Raw genomic sequence first — 17,202 nt, 5'->3', positions numbered from 1 at the left:
ATCCCCCTGAGTCATAAGGGGGATTTTATTGTTTCGTATGGTGTTTTTGCAATTTAGCTAAAGCTTCCTGAGCAGCGTGCTGTTCGGCTTCTTTCTTTGAACGGCCGTTTCCGACTCCGAGTGGTTCACCTTTTAGAGATACGATGGCTTCAAATTCACGGTTGTGCGCAGGTCCTTTTTCGTTGGAGATTTTATACTCCAGAGAGCCTTTGCCGTCCCGCTGCACGTATTCCTGCAGCTGGCTTTTGAAATCCATCACATGAGAAAAAGCACCATCGTTAATTTTAGGGAACACATAAACTTTTAAGAAACTTTCGACCGGCTCTAATCCTTGGTCAAGGTACAAGGCTCCGATAAATGCCTCAAAAACATCCGCCAATAGAGCAGGACGCTTTCTTCCGCCTGTCATTTCCTCGCCTTTACCCAACAGGACAAGATCGCCGAATGACAGCTCGTGAGCCAATGAAACGAGAGACGGTTCGCAAACAATTGCGGCTCTCAATTTCGTCAAATCTCCTTCACTCATAGCCGGGTATTTGGCAAATAAGAATCTGGAGATCGTCAGTTCCAAAACAGCGTCACCTAAAAATTCAAGCCTTTCATTATCTTCATACGGCTTTTTCCGATGCTCATTCACATAAGATGAATGTGTAAATGCTTGATACAAAAGCTTTTCATTTTGAAAGTGAACCGAAATCCGTTCTTGAAACTCTTTAAATTGTTCTACTTTTTTATAGAACTTTTTTTTATCTTTATAATGTGAGTGTTTTGACATAGTAACCTCCATAGGCACATCAGGTTCACCGCGCTTCTCTGACTAAACCGGATACAGCGCGCGTAAAAGCGGCATGCTGTAATAACTGCACGAATAAAGGGCTAAAGCCCCGCGTTTCGGCGGGACTTTTAGCATCAGCTTATTGCTGGTTTTGTATGTAGTTCACAGCGTCGCCGACTGTTGCAATCTTTTCAGCATCTTCGTCAGAAATCTCCATATCAAACTCGTCTTCAAGTTCCATAACAAGCTCAACTACATCTAGGGAATCAGCACCTAAGTCTTCCTTGAAAGAAGCTTCAAGTTTGACGTCTGCTTCATCAACGCCAAGGCGATCTACGATGATTTTCGTTACACGCTCTAATGTGTCTGCCATAGCAATTCACCTCCCCTCAAGTATTATAGTGGATTCGTTTTTAAAAAACTAGAGAAACTATGATGAAATTTTCGAGAAAAAACTTACATCACCATTCCGCCGTCAATATGAAGCGTTTGGCCTGTCATATAACGAGCTCCCTCTGAAGCTAGGAACGTGACAACACTGCTGACATCGCTAGGTTCACCAAAGCGCGCAAGCGGAATTTGTTTCAGCATTTCGTCTTGAACGTCTTTTGCAAGTTTATCTGTCATATCAGTTGAGATAAATCCTGGCGCTATTGCGTTTACCGTAATATTTCGGCTGGCGAGCTCTTTAGCAGAAGATTTGGTTAAACCGATGACGCCGGCTTTTGCAGCCACGTAGTTGGCTTGTCCAGGGTTTCCGCTGACGCCGACGATAGACGATACGTTAATAATGCGGCCTGAACGCTGTTTCATCATTTGTCTTGTAACAGCTTTTGTGCAGTTGAAAACACCCTTCAGGTTAATGTTAATGACGTCATCCCATTCGTCTTCTTTCATTCTCATGATGAGATTGTCTCTTGTAATTCCCGCATTATTAACCAGAATGTCAATCGTAGAAAAAACAGACAATGTTTCTTTTATCATGTTTTGTACATCTTCGGGATTTGATACATCCGCTTTGACAGCAATTGCTTTTCTGCCCATTGATTTAATTTCATCTACCACTTCATTTGCTTTCGCTTCATTGCCGGAGTAGTTCACGACAACATTTGCGCCGCTTTTTGCCAGATCAAGGGCGATTGAGCGGCCGATTCCGCGGGATGCGCCAGTGACAATAGCCGTTTTATCATTAAGCATTATCATTCTCCTCCTTAAGCGTTTGAATTGCCAGCTCGATCGTTTCCGGATCTGATACAGCAATTGTTTTTAACCGTCTATTTACTTTTTTCACAAGGCCTGAAAGCACTTTTCCGGGACCGATTTCAATAAAAGTCGTAACACCCTCTGCGATCAGCTTGTTAATGCTTTCCTCAAAACGAACCGGAGAGTAAAGCTGCTCAATAAGTTTTTCTTTGACATCTGCTTTTTCAGTCATCACGTCAGCAGAAACATTTGAGATGACCGGAACATCAGCGTCTTTTATGTCACAGGCGTCCAATACCTCTTTCAGCTTTTCAGCAGCCGGTTTCATCAGTTCAGAATGGAACGGACCGCTTACTTCAAGCGGAATTGCGCGTTTTGCGCCGTTCTCTTTTGCCAGTTCAGATGCAAGCTCAACCCCTTTAGCTGTTCCGGAAATGACGATTTGGCCAGGACAGTTGAGATTCGCAAGCTGTACAAGGTTGCCTTCCTCTGTGACTTTATCGGTTACTCGCTTTAATGCTTCAGCATCCATGCCGAGAATCGCAGCCATTGCTCCTTCGCCAGCCGGCACCGCTTCATTCATAAACTCTCCGCGCTTTCTGACGGTATAAACAGCATCTTTGAAAGACAGAGCGCCAGCCGCAACCAGTGCAGAATATTCACCAAGGCTGTGTCCTGCTGTGAAATCAGGTGTAATGCCAGATTCTTTAAATTTCTCAAGAACAGCGATGCTTGTCGTAAGCAAAGCAGGCTGCGCATTGTATGTAAGTGTTAATTCTTCAGCAGCCCCCTCAAAAATAAGCGAGCTGAGTTTTGTTTCTAACGTTTCATCGGCTTCATCAAACAGACGCTTTGCAGCAGGCACCTGCTCATAAAGCTCTTTTCCCATGCCGATAAATTGTGATCCCTGACCCGGGAATAAAAATGCAATCTTACTCATGATGTAAAAACCTCCAGACTACTCATCTGTTTTTTCTTCTTTTACTTCTTCCTGAATGAGCGCAGCCACATTTTGGCTGACCATCTCTCTTGCTTGCCGAATCGCATGGAATACAGCATTTGAATCTGAAGAGCCGTGCGCCTTGATCACAGGCGCTTTTAAGCCAAAAAGACTTGCTCCGCCATAATTCGAATACTCCATTTTCATTTTCATTTCTTTCAATTTTGGTTTCAGCACAGCTGCTGCAAGCTTGGATGTCAAAGTAGACGTCATTACGTCTCTCATCATTTTAAAAATTGACAACGCAGAGCCTTCCAGCGTTTTGAGTGTAACATTCCCGGTAAAGCCGTCTGTTACTACAACATCCGCCACATCATCTAAAAGGTCTCGCGCTTCCACGTTTCCGATAAAATTGATGTTTGCTGTTTCTTTTAAAATTTGAAACGTCTGCTTCGTCAGTTCGTTTCCTTTTTTATCTTCTGTTCCGACATTTAAAAGTCCGACTCTCGGTGAAGTGACACCGCGCACTTGCTGAGAATAAACAGAACCCATGATGGCATATTGAACGAGGTGCTCCGGTTTGGCATCGACATTGGCGCCGACATCAAGGAGAAGAAATCCGTCTCCCGAAACAGTCGGAAGTGTCGGGGCAAGCGCCGGACGGTCAATTCCTTTAATTCTTCCGACAATAAAGAGACCGGCTGTCATTAATGCACCTGTATTTCCTGCTGAAATGCAGGCGTCAGCTCTGTTTTCCGCAACCTCCTGCGCCATAAGAACCATAGATGAGTTCTTTTTTCTTCGCACGGCACGGACCGGTTCATCCGTAGGCTCAATCACTTCATCTGCGTGCAGCACCGTGATGCGATCTGATGTAGTTGTTAAATGTGATTCTATCGTTGTTTTGTCACCGACAAGTGTGATATGGAGATCATCAAATGCCTCTATACCTTTTATAACTCCGTCAATAACAGCTTTGGGAGCGTGGTCTCCTCCCATTGCATCTACAGCTATTCTCATGCATGCTCCACCTTTATGAATGTTTTGAACGATACATGTCAAAGCGTCCAGAAAAAACAATTTCTTCGCCAACGTAGCTGTTCACTTCGACAACCGTTCTTCCTTTTTCTTTTTCGACAGCCGTCACTTTCGCTTTTGCTACGACACGTTCACCCTGCTTTACCTGTCTTGTAAAGCGGATGTCTGCACTTGCAGTCAGCGCCAGCTCGTCATCAATGACTGCAACGGCCAAAGAATTCGCCTGTGCAAATAAATGGTGTCCTCTCGCAATCTGATTCCGGCTGAACACGTGCTCCTGTTTTATTTCTAAAATGGATATCGCCTGATCATCCAGCTCAAGGTCAATAATTTCTCCGATAACTTCATCAAGTGACAGGGACTTCACTTCGTCCTCAAGTGTTTTCTCTGCCACGTTCTTAATTCTTTCTCTCAGTTCAGGTATGGAAAGCTCTAAGCGGTCCAAACGTATCGTCTGGATGCTCACCCCGAATTTACCCGCTAATTCTTCATCTGTAATAAAGGGGGTTGCTTGAATCGTCTGCTGAAGTAATTCCTGGCGTTCTCTCTTATTTCTTCTCATATCTAAACACCATCCGGACAATTAAGACTAGGTACTAATAGTAGTATATAATTTCATAGATTGGAATGCAACGATTGTTTCTGGCTGAACACCAAAAACTTCTGATACTCAGCTTAATTTTTCCCCGTCCATTACTCCGCTCTTCAGCAATTCATCTCTTAACACAGCGTATTCCGGCTCCTTCCAGAACGCGTCAGAAGCCACAAGATTCGCAGCATCCTGCCTTGCCGTTTCAAGCGCTCTGTAATCATGAACCATGTCCGCCACTTTAAATTCCGGCATTCCGCTTTGTTTTTTTCCGAAGAAATCACCGGGACCTCTCAGTTCCAGATCCTTTTCAGACAGCTCGAAACCGTCATTGGTCTCCGACATGATCCTCATCCGTTCTTTCCCTGTTTCTGATTTTGGATCAGCCATCAGAATACAGAAAGATTGATGCTCACCCCGTCCAACACGGCCGCGCAGCTGGTGAAGCTGTGATAGCCCGAAACGGTCGGCGTCATAAATCACCATAATCGTTGCATTCGGAACATTCACGCCAACCTCCACAACAGTGGTTGATACGAGAATTTGACAGTGATTTGCGCTGAATTCTCTCATGACCTGGTCTTTTTCATCGGAATGCAGCTTTCCATGCATAAGGCCGACATTCCATTTTCCCCGAAAAATATCAGAAAGCATATTGTACACGTCAATGGCGTTTTGCACATCAAGCTTGTCTGATTCTTCAATCAGCGGACAGATGATATAAGCCTGCCTGCCTTGCTTTAATTCTTTTTCGACAAATGCCAATATACGATCCAGCATGTCATGTTTTACCCAATAGGTTTCGATTCTCTTTCGTCCTGCCGGCATCTCATCGATGACAGATACATCCATTTCACCGAACACTGTGATCGCTAACGTTCTTGGGATTGGAGTGGCTGTCATAAAGAGAACATCGGGATCCTGCCCTTTGTTCCGAAGCTTTTTGCGCTGCTCAACTCCAAATCTGTGCTGTTCATCAGTAATAACGAGACTCAGCGCCTTAAACTCCACCTCGTCTTGGATTAAAGCGTGGGTTCCTACAAGAATATCAATCTCACCCGCCGCAAGACGCTCAAGCAGTTCTTTTCGCCGCTTCCCTTTAACAGAGCTTGTCAAAAGAGCAACGCTGACGTCCCATTTTTCAAATAGCGAAACGAGCGAATCAGCATGCTGCTCGGCCAGAATTTCTGTCGGCACCATGAGCGCTCCTTGGTATCCGGATAGGATCGCGGCATACAGTGCAATGGCGGCGACTGCCGTTTTTCCTGATCCAACGTCCCCTTGAAGTAGACGATTCATTCTGTATGGAGAAGACATGTCTGCTGTTATTTCGCGAAGAACGCGTGACTGGGCGTTTGTGAGGGGAAACGGGAGGCTTTTGATAAATCTCATAAGTTCTTCGTTTGAAAAACGTTGCCGTATCCCTTGTGTCTGCTCTCTTTCCGCCTTTCGGAACGCCTGCATTTTCAACTGAAACAACAAAAATTCTTCATAAACAAACCGCCGTCTGGCAAGCTTTAATGCTTCCCTTGTTTCAGGCTGGTGCATTGCTTTTAACGCCTGATAATAGTCAGGCAGTTTATAGCTTTTTCTTAGCTTTTCCGGAAGAGGATCAGGAAGTGAGTCTGCATATTGGGTCAGCGCCTGCTGAATAAAGCGCCTCATCATTTTGACGGTAACATTTTCTTTCACAGAATACACTGGCTCAATGCTTTTGTCTTCTTGATGCGGCCCGTTTTTCAACTCCTGAACAGAGATGGTTTGGCGGTGCTTGTCCCATTTACCTGAAACTGTCACCACAGAGCCGAGCGAAAGCTTCTTCTTCAAATAAGGCCGGTTAAAACATACGGCTGTAATTAAATAGTGGCCGACCAGAAGCCTGAATGTCAGCCTGTTTCGTTTTTTTCCGTAATAGGTAAGAGAAGGCTCTGAATGAACCTTCCCTTCGACTGTGACTCTTTCATCATGCTTTACTTCTTCTAAATCCCTCAGCTCGTAGTCATCATAGCGATAAGGGAAATAATTCAGAAGATCAGAAATGTCATAAATACCGAGTTCGTGTAATGTTTTTTCTGTTTCCGGCCCAATACCCTTAATGTTAGCTATACTAGTTTGCTGATGTTGTTTCACGTGAACCTAGCGCTCCTCCGAAAATTTTTTTCTCTAATTCTCTTCCTGTCGGTGTTGCCGCTAAACCGCCTTGGCCTGTTTCTCTAAGTGCAGTTGGCATCGTTTGGCCTATTTTATACATGGCATCGATAACCTCATCACATGGAATACGGCTTGTAATGCCCGCCAATGCCATATCAGCGGCAATCATCGCATTTGACGCGCCCATCGCATTCCGTTTCACGCAAGGCACCTCAACAAGCCCTGCAACAGGGTCGCACACGAGGCCTAGCATATTTTTTAATGTAATGGCCATGGCTTCCGCGCTTTGTTCGGGTGTTCCTCCTGCCATTTCAACAATGGCCGCAGCCGCCATGCCTGAAGCTGATCCAACCTCTGCCTGACATCCTCCGGCGGCGCCGGAAATGCTTGCGTTATTAGCCACGACAAATCCGAAAGCCCCGGCCGTAAACAAAAAGCGGATCATTTGTTCTCTTGTTGGATTCAGCTTTTCTTTTACAGCAAATAACGTACCGGGCACCACACCGGCAGAACCTGCAGTCGGTGTCGCACAGATGGTTCCCATTGCTGCATTTACTTCATTTGTTGCAACGGCTTTCGATACAGCATCTAAAATCAGCGGGCCAGACAGGCTTTTTCCTGATCGAATATAGGCCTGCAATTTAACGGCATCTCCGCCTGTTAAGCCCGTTTGGCTCGTAACTCCCTCGAGTCCTTTCTGAACCGCCGCTTCCATAACAGACAGGTTATGATCCATCTGCTGAAAAATGTCCTCTTTTGTTTTTTCTGTTACTTCCATCTCTTGAGCTATCATCACATCAGAGATCAATATTTGTTTTTCTTTAGTAATCTCAATTAATTCTTTTACATTACGAAACATAACTGGCTCCTCCTGACCCTTTTCGCTAGTCAGCAATCTTTGTCACTTGAATAATATTCGGCAGTTTCGACAGCTCGTCGAGAATGTGGTCGTCAATATTTTGATCGACCTCTATTGTCATCAGCGCAAGCTGTCCGATATCTTTCCGGGCTACTTCCATATGTCCTACGTTGATTGAAAATTTCGCCAGAACATTGGCAACACCGGCAATTGTGCCAAATTTGTCATTATGAACAACTAATATGGCCGGATGATTTCCTGACAGCCGGAGCTCAAAACCATTCAATTCTGTGATTTCAATCTTTCCTCCGCCAATCGAAATACCCGTCAGTTCCAGCTCACCCTTTTCATCAGAAATGATGATTTTTGCTGTGTTCGGGTGGACCGGGACTGCATCTTCTACCCGAAACTCTATATCAATTCCTTTAGCTTCTGCAATTTGTATAGCGGTTTTAATCCGTTCATCGAATGTATCAAAATCAAGCAATCCGCCGATAATCGCGACATCTGTGCCGTGGCCCTTATACGTTTCCGCAAACGAGCCGTAAAAAGATACAATGATGCGCTCAGGCTCTCTGCCAAATAAACTTCTGGCCACTCTCCCGATTCTAGCAGCTCCCGCTGTATGAGAGCTGGACGGACCGATCATAACCGGGCCGATAATATCAAAAACGCTTCTGTATTTCATGCTATTCCTCCTTATGAACCAGAGCTTATTAGCGCTTTGCTTCTAGACTAATTGATCAGATATAAAATGGCAAGCGGGCGCGTTACAGCGCTGCCGCACTTAAAAGCAGACATAAGAATAGAAGGGCAAATTGCCCTTCTATTCTGCAGAAACTATATACGAATACAGAGGCTGTTTCCCATTGTGGATCTCAACCTCAATCTCCTCGTACTTTTCACTGAGAAACGCTTCAAGCTGCTCAGCTTCTTCCTGAGACGCATCCTCACCATATAGAATGGTCACGATTTCATCATCTTCTCCGATCATTTCTGACAGCAGCATTTTCGCGGCTGACAGCTGATTTTCAGAAGTGCCGATAATCGTTCCATTCAGAATGCCCATAAAGTCGCCTTTTTTAATGTCTTTACCGTCAATATGAGTATCTCTGACTGAGAACGTCACCTGTCCGCTTTTTACTTGCTGAATGGCGCTTAGCATATTGGCCTCGTTCGCTTCAGCTTCTTGATCCGGGTTAAAAGCCAGCAGAGCTGACATCCCTTGCGGAACCGTTTTAGCAGGAATGACAAAAACCTGTTCATCCACTACGCTGGCCGCTTGGTTAGCAGCCATGATAATGTTGGAGTTGTTAGGCAGGATAAATACCGTATCTGCATTTACAGACTTCACGGCATCAACAATATCCTCAGTGCTTGGGTTCATGGTCTGGCCGCCTTCAATCACAACAGAAGCGCCAATGCTTTTAAATAGGTCTGCAATTCCTTCTCCCATCGCTACAGTCACAATGCCATACGGCTGTTTTGCCGGCGGTGTTTCGTTGTCTGCAGGTTTGCTTTCTTGACTGATGATAGAGGTATGCTGTTCTCTCATATTTTCTATTTTTATTTTGATCAATTCACCGTAATGCTGGGCGTAGTTTAACACGTTTCCCGGCTCTTCAGCATGAATATGAACCTTCGCCAGCGATTCATCCGCAATCACAAGCAGAGAATCTCCGAACTGGCTGAGGTCTTGCCTGAACGTGCCTTCGTCGAACTCTCTTTTTGTCTGATCAAGCCTAACCATCACTTCGGTACAGAATCCAAATTCAATATCTTCGGTATTCATCATGCTTTGCGCGCTCTTGTGATGCTCTGCGCTGACCATGTCGTCAAGTGACGGAAGAACTGCTTTCTGAGGTACAGTTTCACCTCTTAATGAAGCAAGAAAACCTTCATACACACAGAGCAGGCCTTTGCCCCCGCTATCGACAACTCCTACTTCCTTTAGGACAGGTAGCAATTCAGGGGTGCGGTTTAAAGACGCCTCTGCTTCTTCTGTCACTGCAGTCATCAGCGCAGTGATATCGGTTTCTTTTTCTGCTAAGATCATTGCTTTTTTTGCAGCGTCTTTTGCAACTGTTAAAATGGTGCCCTCTACAGGTTTCATGACAGCTTTATACGCCATGTCTACACCTGCTTGCAGCGCAGCGGCAAACTCAAGTGCATTAATTTCTTTTTTCGTTTCAATGTTTTTGCTAAATCCGCGGAACAATTGGGATAGGATAACTCCTGAATTTCCGCGTGCTCCCATGAGCAGCCCTTTAGATAACGCGGAGCCCACCTTCCCGATATCATCCGTATCCATTTGTTCAACTTCTCTTGCTCCGGAAGTCATCGACAGGTTCATATTTGTTCCCGTATCACCGTCCGGCACCGGAAACACGTTCAGTGCATCAACTGCACTGGCATTTTGAGACAGATTCTGCGCTCCCGCAAGAATCATCTCGGCAAAGGTTCTGCCGTTTAATGTTCTGATAGACAATCCTACTCCTCCTAACTACGGGTTCGTCACTCGTACGCCTTGGACATAAATATTGACAGAGTCCACTGCCAGTCCGATGGTTTGATTTACTGTGTATTTTACTTTTGTTTGGACATTATGTGCCACTTCAGAAATTTTCGTGCCGTAGCTGACAATGATATACATGTCGATATGTATCTGTTCTCCTTCTTGGCGAACTTGGACACCCCTGCTGAAATTCTCTTTCCGAAGGATTTCAGTCAGTCCGTCTTTAATCTGGTTTTTAGAGGCCATGCCGACAATGCCGTAACAGTCAACCGCCGCGCCTCCTGCAACCATCGCGATGACTTCATTAGATATATCAATCTGTCCGTACTTCGTTCTTAATTCAATGGACACACTAGTTCCTCCTTCGAATGCATAGAGTTACAGCTATTCTACTATATGGTTTCCATTATGAAAAGACCAGGCAATAATCGCTGGCCGTACCTCTACATATACTATAGCGCTGCTGTTTCCGCAAGATGTCAAGTGAATTTTCTTGAAAGATGATGAAACAATAGTTGCAAACGTTTTTTAGCTGTGGTAAATTATTTAAAGTATCCATATCGAAAGCATCTAAGATTATATGAATGTTAAAAAGTAGATGTTTTGTGCAAGTGAGGAGGGAAACAAATGGCACGTAAATGCGTTATCACAGGTAAAAAAACAACAGCTGGGAATAACCGTTCTCACGCAATGAACGCTTCTAAGCGCACTTGGGGCGCGAATCTTCAAAAGGTTCGTATCCTTGTGAACGGAAAACCTAAAAAAGTATATGTATCTGCTCGAGCTTTGAAATCCGGTAAAGTTGAGCGTGTATAACAAAATGAACGCCTGCCCCGATATGTGGCAGGCGTTTTTATGTGGTGAAAGAGGGCTTTGAACCCCTGGGCATTAATCTTTTCTAAATGAGCCCAGCATCGCCCGGACAATTCCTCCTAAAAACTTCGGCAATTTAATGGTGTAAAATTTCATTTTTGTCCCCTCCTATAACGTCCCGTAACCGCCTTGTTCATTGTTTTCAGCAATTGAATGAAAGCACATGCTTAATCCGTGCTTCTTATCATTATTAATATGCCTTTTGCAAACGAAAAAGTACCTCGTGAATGAATGAGTTCGTTACTAATACATAGTGTTGAACCGAGCGTAATATGACAATTATTTAGAGGATATTTAAAACCGGTCAGGGTCAGCTCATGTATGTCTTCGGAAAACGGTATGAAGGAGATATATCGCTTATTTTCATCCTTCTCAATATCATATTCACCAGGAGGGAACATTTGAATATGATTTTGTTTGTCTATCAGCCTAATTTTTATGTTCGTTTTTACACCTCTATACAGTAGCTGAATGTTTCCTAAAAAATGATCAGCTCTGCCGCCTGTAATGCCGAAAATCTGAATAATATCCGGCTGCTTTTCCAGCGCCCAATCAAGGGCGAGGTCTAAATCTGTTTGATCTTTTTCTGCTTGATACACATGAAGGGCGGGAGCGGCTTTTTCTATTCGCCGGCGTTCTTGCTCTGTTATGCTGTCAAAATCTCCGAAGGCTTCAACAGGAATGATCCCGGCATCTAAGAGAGTGATGGTGCCTTTGTCAACACCGATCCAAAGCGTGTGTTCATCCGTATAGCCGGTTAGATCGGGAATGAGATTTTTCGGGCCTCCCGCAACGATATTAATTGTTTTCATCTCTGATTCCTTTCTCTGCATACAGGAAAAAAAGCTTAGGCTATTGTATGCCCAGCTCTTTTCTAAAGCTGCTTATTTACTTCCTCTGATTTCAGAAATTGCTTTTTTGCGGTCAGACTGGCCATAAACAGCTGAACCGGCAACGAGTAAATTTGCGCCCGCTTCAATGACGAGCGGAGCGGTTTCTTTGTTGACGCCGCCGTCTACTTCAATTAACAGATCTTTTTTTCCTTTTTCATCCGCCATTCGCTTAACCTCTTTTATCTTAGGAAGGACTGAATGAATAAATTTCTGCCCGCCGAAGCCCGGGTTCACCGTCATTAAAAGAACAAGATCGAGATCGTCGAAAACATGCTCGATGACTTGTACAGGGGTATGCGGGTTTAGAACTACTCCGGCCTTCACTCCTTGCTCTTTAATGAGCTGGATGGTACGGTGCAGGTGCGGACATGCCTCAGCATGCACAGACAGGATATCTGCGCCTGCTTTCGCAAAAGCCGGGATATAACGATCCGGCTCTTCTATCATTAAATGGACATCAAGCGGCAGATCCGTTACCGGTCGGACCGCTTCTACAATCAGCGGACCGATTGTGATATTCGGGACAAAATGGCCGTCCATAACATCAATATGAATACAATCGGCTCCGCCTTTTTCTACATCTTTAATCTCATTGCCTAAAGCGGCAAAATCAGCGGAAAGAATAGATGGTGCAACCTTTATCATTATGCTAATACCTCGGCTTTCTGTCTTTAATCTCCGTCATAAATTCAACATAATGGTCATAGCGATACTGCTTTAATTCCCCGTCTTCAACAGCTTGTTTCACCGCGCATTTCGGCTCTTTCAGATGTAAACAGCCTCTAAATTTGCATGAAGCGCTTTTTTCTCTGATATCAGGGAAGGTATAGCCCAGCTCTTCTTCCTCAATGTCTGTAAATTCAAGCGAGCTGAATCCCGGCGTATCTGCAACCAAACCTCCGGACGTGTGAATCAGCTCCACGTGGCGGGTTGTGTGTTTCCCGCGGCCCAAATGCTCGGAAATCTCGTTGGTTCTCAATCCGAGCTCCGGACTGATCGCGTTGAGAAGCGAGGATTTCCCAACACCGGACTGACCGGCAAATACCGTTGTTTTATCCTGAAAATGCGGGATGATGTCCGTTAAACTGTCTTGGTCCTTAGAGGAGGTAAGGTATACGTCATAACCAATATTCCGATAGTCTTCTGCATAGGCTTGTATCGTATCTTCTGTATCTTGATCTTCAATCAGATCCATTTTAGTAATGCATATAATCGGCTGAATATCATTGGCCTCAACGAGAACCAGGAAGCGGTCGAGCAATGCCGTGCTGAAAGAAGGCTGAACCGCTGAGAAAACAAGGACCGCTTGATCAACGTTGCAAATTGGCGGCCTGATAAGCTCGTTGGTTCTTTCTTTAATTTCCATTAAATATCCTTCTTTGTCATTTTCAGCTTGATACACAACATAATCACCGACAAGAGGGGTAATTTTGTTTTTTCTGAAAATGCCTCTTCCTCTGCATTGTATTACTTTATCTGAATCCTCTGATTCATCCAGTACATAGTAAAAGCCGCTTAGCGCCTTAATAATTTTGCCCTCAGGCATATTTTCCCTCCTTGTTATTCATCTTTCGGATACTCAATGGTTTTGTAGCTGACAACTTTATTGTTTACCATTACTTGATAGTACCCTTTTTGGCCGGGTTCAATCTTTAGTTCGATCGTTCGTTCAGTCGGCTCTTTTATCTTAAATTCTTCGTAAGTGTCAGAGATGCTGTGATCCGCATCGTCAACCGCGATTTGCACTTGAAGCTCGTCCCCTTCATTTTCTGGTTCGTAGGGGATCTTGACCTTTTCTTTCACTGTTTTCGCAGGTTTTTTCTCTGGTCCGAGAGAGAATGTCACTTCAACTTCGTTTCCCGGCTTTACTGCCGTACCTGCTGCTGGTTTTTGTTTGACAACCTGTCCTTCTGGAACATCATCTGAGTATGCTTCTTTTTCTACAAGCTTCAATCCGTTGTCTTCCAGATATCCAGACGCTGCTTCTTTACTGTAGGTTTTCAAGTCTCTAAGCGTAATGTCTTCGGGTCCGATACTGACTGTAAGTTTGACTTGATCTTCACTCGGGACAAGCTCAGTCCCTGCTGAAGGATTTTGGTCAATGACAGTGCCCGCATTTTTCTCGTCATTCACTTCATTTACTGTTACATGTTTAAACCCTTGGTCCTTCAACGCTTTTTTTGCCTGGTCGACCGTTTGGCCTGTCACATCACCGATCTCCGTTTTTGCTTTTCCGGTGCTCTTATAAAGGGTGACCGTGGCGCCTTCTTTGACTGTGGTATCCGCTTTAGGATCCGTTTTTACCATCAGGCCCTCTTCAATTTTTTCATCTGAGATTTCCAACACCTCGGAATCAACCTGTAAACCTTCTTTTTCCAAGAGCCCTGCGGCTTTTTCGTATTCCATTCCGGAGACATCAGGTATTTTGACATCCTTAGGCATGAAAAGCGACGGAAAAACAGTGACAGCAAGAATTCCAGCTGTGATAAAAACGAGGCATATCGTGAGCAAAACCCACGGCCACTTTTTTCTTTTGCCGTTTTTCTTTGTTTTGTTTTCTTGTGCGGTTGTCACTTCAGCTTCTTTTTCGCCAGCAGCTTTAGCAAGTTCTTCATCTTTAATGATAGGTATCGCTTTTGTCATTTCTTCATCTTCTTGAATCGTAAATTTCTTTTCATTGAGTCTGTCGGCATCAAAAGCTGTTTTTATGTCTGCTTCCATGTCTTCAGCCGTTTCGTAGCGATGAAAAGGATCTTTGGCAGTTGCCTTGAGTATGATGTTTTCAACGCTTTGGGGGACCGATGGATTCCACCTTTTTGCCGAAGGAGTTTCCGCTTGAAGATGCTTCAAGGCGATGCTGACTGCTGACTCTCCATCAAACGGAATACGGCCGGTTAAAAGCTCAAATAGAACGATTCCAAGCGCATAAATATCCGATTTTTTTGTGGCTAAGCCGCCCCGGGCCTGTTCAGGTGATAAGTAATGGACCGAGCCCAGAACTGAATTGGTATGGGTGATTGTGGTCGAACTTAGTGCCGTCGCAATTCCAAAATCCGTTACTTTGATATTTCCCATATGATCAATCAAAATGTTATGCGGCTTGATGTCTCTGTGAACAATCTGGTTTTGATGGGCATGAGCGATGGCTGAGACTATTTGCTCCATGATGTTCAGCGCTTCTTTAGGGTGAAGCGGCCCATTTGCTGTTATGTATTCTTTAAGCGTCATGCCTTCAACGTATTCCATGACAATATAATAAATATCATCTTCCTCGCCCAAATCGTAAATGCTGACAATATTCGGGTGATCGAGGCTTGATGCGGATTGGGCTTCTCTGCGGAAACGTCTGATAAATTCATTGTCATTTGCATAGTCAAACCGCAGGATTTTAATTGCGACTTCACGGTCTAGAATGATATCCTCAGCTAAATAGACGTTGGCCATTCCCCCGCCGCCTATAACGCGGAGAATTTGGTAACGCCCGCTGATCCGCTTGCCGATTAGCACTGATCTTCACCCTCTTCAACTTGTAAAGCAAGCTCAAGCAAAACTGCTGTTATGTTGTCTTCTCCGCCATTCTGATTGGCTTTGTCCACAAGCAGGTTTACTTTTTCCTGAGGAGCTGAATCGCTTTGCAGGATGTCTTTTAATTCAGTGCCTTCCACTTTATTCGTCAGTCCGTCAGAACATAGAAGCAGTTTGTCTCCGGGTTCTATATCAAAGGAACGGGTGTCAATACTGACTGACTGGTCTGTTCCAAGCGCCTTCGTCAACACATTTTTTCGCGGATGATGTTCAGCGTCTTCTCTGGAAATCTCTCCAGTGCGAACCAGTTCATTTACAAGCGAATGGTCTTCTGTCACTTGAACGAAATCACCGTCCTGAAGCAAATAGCATCTGCTGTCTCCGATATGGGCAACAGAAACCGTTTTCCCCGTAAAAAGCGCACATACAATCGTCGTCCCCATGCCTTGGCATTCTTCGTGGGCTTGAGCGTGATCGTATATTTTGCTGTTTACCGAAAGAATCTGTTCAATGAGCCATTTTTCACATTCCGAGGGCGCAGTTGGAATCGTCTCTGCTTCATTCCATTTCTCCCCCATGGCTTTCACAGCCATCTTGCTCGCAACATCTCCAGCAAGATGGCCGCCCATGCCATCAGCGACAACCGCTAATATAAATTCATCTTTCCCCTTGAATATCCCCGCATCATCTTCATTATGCTGGCGGATTTTTCCTGTATCTGTTTTTAAGGCTGTTAACAACCCTCATCACCTCGTCTCGTCTTGACGCTCCTTCGCGCGAAGCTGACCGCAGGCTGCGTCAATGTCATGTCCTTGCTCTCTTCGGATTGTGACATTTACTCCGCGGGATTTCAGCGTTTTTTCAAAAGCAAAAATCTGATCACGCGGTGTGCGCACATAGTCCCGTTCAGGCACGTAGTTTACCGGAATCAAGTTCACGTGGCATTTGACTCCTTCCAGCAAGTCGGCAAGCTCTTCGGCGTGTTCCACCTGGTCGTTTACGCCTCCGAACAGCCCGTATTCAAAGCTGATGCGGCGTCCTGTTTTATTAATATAATATTTAACGGCTTCCATTAGATCAGGCAGTTTATATGCTCTGTTAATCGGCATCAAACGGCTTCTGATTTCTGTGTTCGGCGCGTGCAGAGAAATTGCAAAGTTAATCTGCATTTGCTGATCAGCAAATTCGTAAATTTTCGGGATGATTCCACTCGTAGAGACCGTAATATGGCGAGCACCGATATTCAGGCCCTTGTCATGGTTAATGATTTTCAAGAAAGCGAGCATTTCGTTAAAGTTATCAAAAGGTTCGCCGATTCCCATGATCACGACAGAGCTGACGCGTTCATCCGTTTCATCAAGAGCTTTTTGCACTTTAACTACTTGAGCGACAATTTCCCCCGCTTCAAGGTTTCGTTTTAAGCCTCCAAGCGTTGACGCGCAAAATGTGCAGCCAATACGGCAGCCGACTTGTGTCGTTACACATACAGAATTGCCATACTCGTGTCTCATTAAAACGGTTTCGATGGTATAACCGTCATGAAGCTCAAACAAAAACTTCATCGTACCGTCTTGAGAGGTTTGTTTAACAGCCGTTTTCAGCGTTGTTAACACAAAGTGAGTGTTTAATTTCTCACGCAGATCCTTTGAGAGGTTTGTCATTTCTTCAAAAGAAGATACGCGTTTTTCATATAGCCATTCAAAAATCTGAGCCGCACGGAACGGTTTCTCTCCGTTGTCTGTCAGCCATTGTTTAATTTCGTCTAATTCAAAAGAATAAATCGACGGACGATCTGTCCGCAATTCTTTTCTTACTTTTGTTTTATTAAGTTCTGCCATTGC

Annotated in this window: 19 protein-coding genes; 1 reads left to right on the top strand and 18 read right to left on the bottom strand. The window is 44.6% G+C overall.

Going from position 1 to position 17,202, the window contains the following annotated elements; all coding sequences use genetic code 11:
* Nucleotides 1-25: 25 nt before the first annotated feature.
* The 11 genes from rncS to QF06_RS06940 all read right to left on the bottom strand — a co-directional run bounded on the left by rncS (nucleotide 26) and on the right by QF06_RS06940 (nucleotide 10,421).
* Nucleotides 26-775: a ribonuclease III gene (gene rncS / locus QF06_RS06990; protein ID WP_003232030.1), complete on the bottom strand. Its 750-nt coding sequence runs from the start codon at nucleotides 773-775 to the stop codon at nucleotides 26-28.
* A 139-nt stretch (nucleotides 776-914) separates the two neighbouring features.
* A complete protein-coding gene (acpP, locus tag QF06_RS06985) occupies nucleotides 915-1,148 on the bottom strand; it encodes an acyl carrier protein (protein ID WP_003154310.1) in 234 nt (77 codons plus the stop codon).
* Between the two features lie 83 nt (nucleotides 1,149-1,231).
* The gene (gene fabG, locus QF06_RS06980; RefSeq protein WP_003232035.1) at nucleotides 1,232-1,972 is read right to left on the bottom strand and encodes a 3-oxoacyl-[acyl-carrier-protein] reductase; all 741 of its coding nucleotides are present in this window, start codon (nucleotides 1,970-1,972) and stop codon (nucleotides 1,232-1,234) included.
* Nucleotides 1,965-2,918 (bottom strand): ACP S-malonyltransferase, encoded by a 954-nt coding sequence (gene fabD, locus QF06_RS06975; RefSeq protein ID WP_041850838.1) that lies wholly within the window; start codon nucleotides 2,916-2,918, stop codon nucleotides 1,965-1,967. The genes fabG and fabD overlap by 8 nt, the downstream gene beginning before the upstream one ends.
* 18 nt (nucleotides 2,919-2,936) lie before the next feature.
* The gene (gene plsX, locus QF06_RS06970) at nucleotides 2,937-3,938 is read right to left on the bottom strand and encodes a phosphate acyltransferase PlsX (RefSeq protein ID WP_003232041.1); all 1,002 of its coding nucleotides are present in this window, start codon (nucleotides 3,936-3,938) and stop codon (nucleotides 2,937-2,939) included.
* 13 nt (nucleotides 3,939-3,951) lie between these two features.
* Nucleotides 3,952-4,518, bottom strand: coding sequence for a transcription factor FapR (gene fapR / locus QF06_RS06965; RefSeq protein WP_003232044.1), 567 nt, complete (start codon nucleotides 4,516-4,518; stop codon nucleotides 3,952-3,954).
* A gap of 108 nt (nucleotides 4,519-4,626) precedes the next feature.
* On the bottom strand, nucleotides 4,627-6,675 hold the full coding sequence (gene recG / locus QF06_RS06960) for an ATP-dependent DNA helicase RecG (RefSeq protein ID WP_029317792.1): 2,049 nt from the start codon (nucleotides 6,673-6,675) through the stop codon (nucleotides 4,627-4,629).
* On the bottom strand, nucleotides 6,653-7,555 hold the full coding sequence (gene sdaAA / locus QF06_RS06955) for an L-serine ammonia-lyase, iron-sulfur-dependent, subunit alpha (RefSeq protein WP_003232049.1): 903 nt from the start codon (nucleotides 7,553-7,555) through the stop codon (nucleotides 6,653-6,655). Before sdaAA ends, recG begins: the two co-directional genes overlap by 23 nt.
* A 25-nt stretch (nucleotides 7,556-7,580) precedes the next feature.
* A complete protein-coding gene (gene sdaAB, locus QF06_RS06950) occupies nucleotides 7,581-8,243 on the bottom strand; it encodes an L-serine ammonia-lyase, iron-sulfur-dependent subunit beta (RefSeq protein ID WP_041850839.1) in 663 nt (220 codons plus the stop codon).
* 138 nt (nucleotides 8,244-8,381) lie between these two features.
* Nucleotides 8,382-10,043 (bottom strand): DAK2 domain-containing protein, encoded by a 1,662-nt coding sequence (locus QF06_RS06945; RefSeq protein ID WP_041850840.1) that lies wholly within the window; start codon nucleotides 10,041-10,043, stop codon nucleotides 8,382-8,384.
* A gap of 15 nt (nucleotides 10,044-10,058) precedes the next feature.
* Nucleotides 10,059-10,421: an Asp23/Gls24 family envelope stress response protein gene (locus QF06_RS06940; RefSeq protein ID WP_003232054.1), complete on the bottom strand. Its 363-nt coding sequence runs from the start codon at nucleotides 10,419-10,421 to the stop codon at nucleotides 10,059-10,061.
* 276 nt (nucleotides 10,422-10,697) lie between these two features.
* Here QF06_RS06940 and rpmB point away from each other — a divergent pair, with 276 nt between their 5' ends.
* Complete coding sequence (gene rpmB / locus QF06_RS06935) at nucleotides 10,698-10,886, top strand: 50S ribosomal protein L28 (RefSeq protein WP_003221548.1); 189 nt, start codon at nucleotides 10,698-10,700, stop codon at nucleotides 10,884-10,886.
* Nucleotides 10,887-10,958: 72 nt separating this feature from the next.
* Here rpmB and spoVM read toward each other — a convergent pair whose 3' ends face one another.
* The 7 genes from spoVM to rlmN form a co-directional block, all read right to left on the bottom strand.
* Nucleotides 10,959-11,039 carry a stage V sporulation protein SpoVM gene (spoVM, locus tag QF06_RS06930; protein WP_003221545.1) on the bottom strand — a complete coding sequence of 27 codons (81 nt, stop codon included), beginning with the start codon at nucleotides 11,037-11,039 and terminating at the stop codon, nucleotides 10,959-10,961.
* 71 nt (nucleotides 11,040-11,110) lie between these two features.
* Nucleotides 11,111-11,755 (bottom strand): thiamine diphosphokinase, encoded by a 645-nt coding sequence (locus tag QF06_RS06925; protein ID WP_041850841.1) that lies wholly within the window; start codon nucleotides 11,753-11,755, stop codon nucleotides 11,111-11,113.
* A gap of 72 nt (nucleotides 11,756-11,827) precedes the next feature.
* Nucleotides 11,828-12,481, bottom strand: a complete 654-nt coding sequence (gene rpe, locus QF06_RS06920) for a ribulose-phosphate 3-epimerase (RefSeq protein ID WP_003232058.1) — start codon at nucleotides 12,479-12,481, stop codon at nucleotides 11,828-11,830.
* Between the two features lie 4 nt (nucleotides 12,482-12,485).
* Entirely contained in the window at nucleotides 12,486-13,382 is an 897-nt protein-coding gene (gene rsgA / locus QF06_RS06915) for a ribosome small subunit-dependent GTPase A (RefSeq protein ID WP_038828213.1), read from the bottom strand.
* Between the two features lie 14 nt (nucleotides 13,383-13,396).
* Complete coding sequence (gene prkC, locus QF06_RS06910; protein WP_041850842.1) at nucleotides 13,397-15,343, bottom strand: serine/threonine protein kinase PrkC; 1,947 nt, start codon at nucleotides 15,341-15,343, stop codon at nucleotides 13,397-13,399.
* A complete protein-coding gene (prpC, locus tag QF06_RS06905) occupies nucleotides 15,337-16,101 on the bottom strand; it encodes a protein-serine/threonine phosphatase PrpC (protein ID WP_041850843.1) in 765 nt (254 codons plus the stop codon). Before prpC ends, prkC begins: the two co-directional genes overlap by 7 nt.
* Nucleotides 16,102-16,107: 6 nt before the next feature.
* Nucleotides 16,108-17,199 (bottom strand): dual-specificity RNA methyltransferase RlmN, encoded by a 1,092-nt coding sequence (gene rlmN / locus QF06_RS06900; RefSeq protein WP_021479310.1) that lies wholly within the window; start codon nucleotides 17,197-17,199, stop codon nucleotides 16,108-16,110.
* Between the last annotated feature and the right edge of the window lie 3 nt (nucleotides 17,200-17,202).

The sequence above is a fragment of the Bacillus sp. YP1 genome, from assembly GCF_000877815.1.
Classification (GTDB): domain Bacteria; phylum Bacillota; class Bacilli; order Bacillales; family Bacillaceae; genus Bacillus; species Bacillus subtilis.
This window is presented reverse-complemented; position numbering and strand designations above follow the sequence as displayed.